This is a genomic window from Mesorhizobium sp. M7A.F.Ca.MR.148.00.0.0, from assembly GCF_003997735.1.
In the GTDB taxonomy this organism is placed as follows: Bacteria; Pseudomonadota; Alphaproteobacteria; order Rhizobiales; family Rhizobiaceae; genus Mesorhizobium.
Window position 1 is genome coordinate 1 of the sequence record NZ_RZTB01000209.1, and the last position, 4,313, is coordinate 4,313.

General features: G+C 58.7%; 6 protein-coding genes. All 6 read left to right on the plus strand.

Annotated features, from left to right (window positions below; all coding sequences use genetic code 11):
- Positions 1-111 precede the first annotated feature (111 nt).
- The gene (gene tagF, locus EOB49_RS32815; RefSeq protein WP_127383406.1) at positions 112-651 is read left to right on the plus strand and encodes a type VI secretion system-associated protein TagF; all 540 of its coding nucleotides are present in this window, start codon (positions 112-114) and stop codon (positions 649-651) included.
- Positions 652-654: 3 nt separating this feature from the next.
- Positions 655-1,494, plus strand: a complete 840-nt coding sequence (locus tag EOB49_RS32820) for a DUF4150 domain-containing protein (RefSeq protein ID WP_127383407.1) — start codon at positions 655-657, stop codon at positions 1,492-1,494.
- A gap of 11 nt (positions 1,495-1,505) precedes the next feature.
- Entirely contained in the window at positions 1,506-1,907 is a 402-nt protein-coding gene (locus EOB49_RS32825; protein ID WP_127383408.1) for a hypothetical protein, read from the plus strand.
- Complete coding sequence (locus EOB49_RS32830) at positions 1,907-2,395, plus strand: hypothetical protein (RefSeq protein WP_127383409.1); 489 nt, start codon at positions 1,907-1,909, stop codon at positions 2,393-2,395. The genes EOB49_RS32825 and EOB49_RS32830 overlap by 1 nt, the downstream gene beginning before the upstream one ends.
- Positions 2,396-2,398: 3 nt before the next feature.
- Positions 2,399-3,487 (plus strand): DUF2169 domain-containing protein, encoded by a 1,089-nt coding sequence (locus EOB49_RS32835; protein WP_127383410.1) that lies wholly within the window; start codon positions 2,399-2,401, stop codon positions 3,485-3,487.
- Positions 3,488-3,835: 348 nt separating this feature from the next.
- Positions 3,836-4,313 (plus strand): hypothetical protein (locus EOB49_RS36695; protein WP_164781898.1); only part of this gene is annotated, 478 nt, incomplete at its 3' end.

Sequence of the window (4,313 nt, forward strand, 5' to 3'; positions counted from 1 at the left end):
GTCCGATGTCTACAGCCTGCGCCTGGGGACGAAAGGTATGTACGCCGATTTCGAGCTCAAGGCCGCCAGCGTCGAAAACCCCTACAACCTGCAAATGTTCAAGAAATTCTCATGTCCGCCGCAGATATGAGCACCGGCTTCTTCGGCAAGATTCCGGCGACCGGAGATTTTGTCGCCGCGAACTTGCCGCGAGCGTTCATCGACCGCTGGGACCGGTGGATGTCGAAGGAACTGCGCGAGAGGCCAGACGAGGGGGAATTGGATTCGCGTGTCTGGCGCTTCATCGTCAAGGGCGGCATTTTCGGCGACCAGCCCTGTGCCGGCGTCTGGCGCATGAGCGAGGATCGCGTCGGCCGCCGTTATCCGTTCGCCATCGTCCGGCTTGGGGCCCCGCCAGACCTCGGCGATCCGTGGTTCGATGCGGTCGCGGGTTTTATCAAGGGCGTTGTCGAGGATTCCTGGACGATGGCAAGAATGAGCGAAAAGCTCGCGGCTCGTGCTCCGCCGATCTCGCAAAATGACACGCAGATGATCGCCTTCTGGTGCGACGATTGGGAGGTGAACGAGTTCAGCTTTGCCGACATCCATGATCTTGCGACGAACGGCTTGCCGGCGATGCGAAGCCTGCGACTTGAGAAGGAGGGCCTCTAAGAGATGGGTCTCACCGTATACGCCGAGGCAATGGGATTTTTTCACAAGGGTAGTGACGGCAAGGGCATCGCACCTGGCGATGTTTGTCTCAGCCCGCCACCGCCACCGACCGGGCCGGTTCCTGTTCCTTATGTGAACATGCTCTCTTCGAGTGACCTCACTAAGGGTAGCAAAAGCGTCAAATTCGACGGCGGCAATCCCACAGCGCTCGAGAATGCATCCGAAATATCCACGAGCACAGGTAACGAGGCGGGCACACAGGGCGGCGGGGTAATAACCCACCAGACCAAGGGCAAGGGAGTCTTCCAGCTCTGGTCATTTGTCGTCAAGGTGGAAGGAAAGGGGGTCGGTCGTCATGGCGACATGATGGGGCAGAACGAGGCGAGCAACCCGCTCAACTGCATTGACTCGGCCGCGTTCAACAAATTCCTGAAAAAGCTGTCTGCTTGGGAAAAAGGCACGAAGTGCGACAAACCTTATTCGGACGCATGTCGGCCTTCTCGAAAGGCTGAGCAGCGCGACGCGGTGAATGGAAAGCCGTGCTGGCAGTGCAAGCCAAAGGCCACTCAGTGGAAACCCGGTAAAATCAAGAAGGAATGGAGCGTAAACTCCAAAGGTGATTGGGAACTGAAGAATTATATGACGCATGACCATCAGCCGCCGCTGGCGATTGCTTGGGAAATGGGAGGTTGCAATATGCAACCGAGCCCGGAAGCTTTTAAGGAGCATTTCAGCACGGCGGAATCGGTCAAGCCGCATTGCAAAAGTTGCTACATGTCGCAAGGGAGTCCTGCGGCCAAGTATGCGAAGAACTTTATCCAAACCGTGCCCAGTGCGATCTGAGGGTGTCATAGATGACCGAAGCCAAGGAAATTCGCGACCAGTATGTCAACGAGCTTCGCAACATACTTCCGTGGTTGCAAGATTGGTGGGATGGCGTGCAGACGGAGCTTAGCCCGGAGATCGCCTGGAGGCGATGGCCAACGGGACCGGCTGGTCACCCGCGCGTTCTGGCGGTGTTCCGAAAATACTACCTCCAGATTGAAGCCAGCAATAATTCCGTTGAAGAAACCCCACCCGCCCAGAAACAGAGCGAGCAATGGGGAACTGACGATCACGGGGAGGACCAACTTAGCGAACGTCCGTTGGATTGGTTGATTTTCGACATTGCCGCCATCGCGCCAGATCTGAAAGATCTCGTCGATGGCCTATGTTTCATTCCGGTTGGCATTGATGACGAGGAAGAAGTGGTCTGATGCCGCTCATAACGCTCTACAGCACCGATCTTGGCGTCAGGCGCTTGATGGCGCAGGTCAAAAATTACTATCCTGCGGGTCGTTATGGTGATCCAGTTGGGCTCGATCAATCCAGTGCCGCTCATGCCGACCTGTTCAAGCAGTACCGCATCTATCTGCAACAGGCTTTCGATATTGCCGTTCCCTGGTGGGAGGCCATTATCGACAACCGACAGGCGCCCGACGAGAGCCGCGAAGACGCAATACAGGAAGCATTCAACAGACGAGTAGCCGGCGCCGCGTCAAGCCCATACGTCGTTTGGGTTGTGAGGAAATTCTGGCTTTCCTTGGAGACCATCAACGAGACTCTGCAGCCGGGCGAACGCGTCGCTCCCGATAAGTTCTTGCTGCAATGGCTGATCGACGCCAACGAGACCGAACTCGTCCGGCTCATCGCCTGTATGCCTTACTGGCCAATAGGCATCGACGAGAACGGCCACTGGTGCTGAACAATGGTCTTTGCTGTCTGGGTCGAGAACCGAACGCCCTTCGCCGCTGCGACGCACGTTCAGCCGAACGCCGAGGGGCAGGAGGTTCTGGTCGCGATGTTCTCGGCGAGTTTTGAGGCGCCGCAGGCTACGCCGGATATAAGGCCGGCTGAAGAGCAACTGCCGGTCATTTTTGGCGCTGTGCCCTTTGGCGAGCCAGGATTCTCGTCGACTCGCTACGACGCCGACATAGCACCGATTAAACCCGCAACAGAAATAATAGCCAACGGCACTGCCTACGCACCAAACGGCAAGCCGACACGCGAAATGCAAGTTGGGCTCAAGGTGGGCAACGTCCGAAAGGTGCTCAATATTGCTGGCGATCGTATCTATGACGCAGGCAATTACAGCACGCCGCATCCGTTCAGTACCATGCCGATCGTCTACGAGCGCGCCTACGGCGGCACTACACCGGACGGCAGAACAGATCAGCGCAACCCGGTTGGCGTTGGCTTTCATCATGCCGCTTCGGCAGATTCCGCGGTGAAGACCCAAGCACCTAACATCACCTATCCCGGCGAGCCTTTCTTGAGTCCTTCCGATCGGCCGACGCCCGCCGGCTTTGGTGCAATCGCCCGTGGCTGGCAACCACGTAGCCGTTACGCCGGCACCTATGATCAGGCTTGGATCGACACGCAGTGGCCGCTGCCACCAAAGGATTTCGATCCACGCCATCATCTCTGTGCGCCTGCAGACCAGCAAATTTCGCAATTGACAGGTCGCGATGAAGTAACGTTGCTGGGCCTTACGCCTAACGGCCGCTGGAGTTTCCGCTTGCCCAGCGTCGTCGCGCCCATCAGGCTTATTTTTGATGATCGAATGGAGGAATATGCTTTCCACCCAGACACAATAATCATCGAGCCCGATCTCTGGCGTGTCACCCTGAAAGCCCGTCTTTCTTTCGTCGCGCGGCGCAATGCCCCTGCGTTGCGGGAGATCGTCTTCGGCCATGTCACGCCTGCGCTTCTTGTTGCACTGCGTAAGCGCAAAGAATATTTTTCTCCACGGGGTGGCGATGGATCTCTGCGCGACAAGCCGGTGTGGCGACCATGAAGCGGCCGCTCTACGTGGCCGGCGCCGGAGCGGTGACTTCCGCTGGGCTGAACGCCCGGCAGACTATCGCGGCGATCCGAGCGAGCCTTTCGGCGTTTGAGGAAAGGACTCTGCCAGAGCCCTTTGGCGCGGTTCAGGTCGTCGCGCACATTCCGACCCATTATCAGTTGCGCCGTACCCAAGGCCAATGGCTCGTCAATATGGCGGCCCGAGCCATCGGCGAGGCGATGCAAACCAGATCCAATGCGTCTACTACGACCGCGACTCCTGCTCACTCCGCCCGAAAGCTTTCGTAATCATCCGGCCCACGGAGACATTGCGCCGGCGGACTTCCTCGCGGCGGTCATCATGGCGACCGGCCAGAAATTCCATGCCGCTTCGCGGGCGGTCGACGGGGGCGCTGCCGCAAGCATCGGGCTGCTGGAGCGTGCGCTGGAGTTGATGGAACAGGAGGGCGTCGAACAGGTTCTGCTCGGTGGGGTCGACAGCCTCGTCAATGACACGGATTTCGCTCGGCTGGGGCGCGCGGGGCGCCTCAAGGGAACAGACAACGCACAAGGCCTGGTTCCGGGCGAGGCAGCAGCCTTTGTCCGCCTGACCCAAAATCCGGAAGGGAAGGCACGCGTCCATGCGGCAATCCATGGCGTGGGGTTGGCCCAGGAGCAAGACAGTGTTCTCTCCGAACGTTACAGCCAGGGTCGCGCCTTGCTCGGGGCCCTGCGCGATGCGGTGAACGGATCGGGCCCCTCCGAACCCGATATCGACTTCGTCATCAGCAACGGCAACGGCGAGCGCTATAGTGGCTGGGAGCAGTTGATTGCACGGC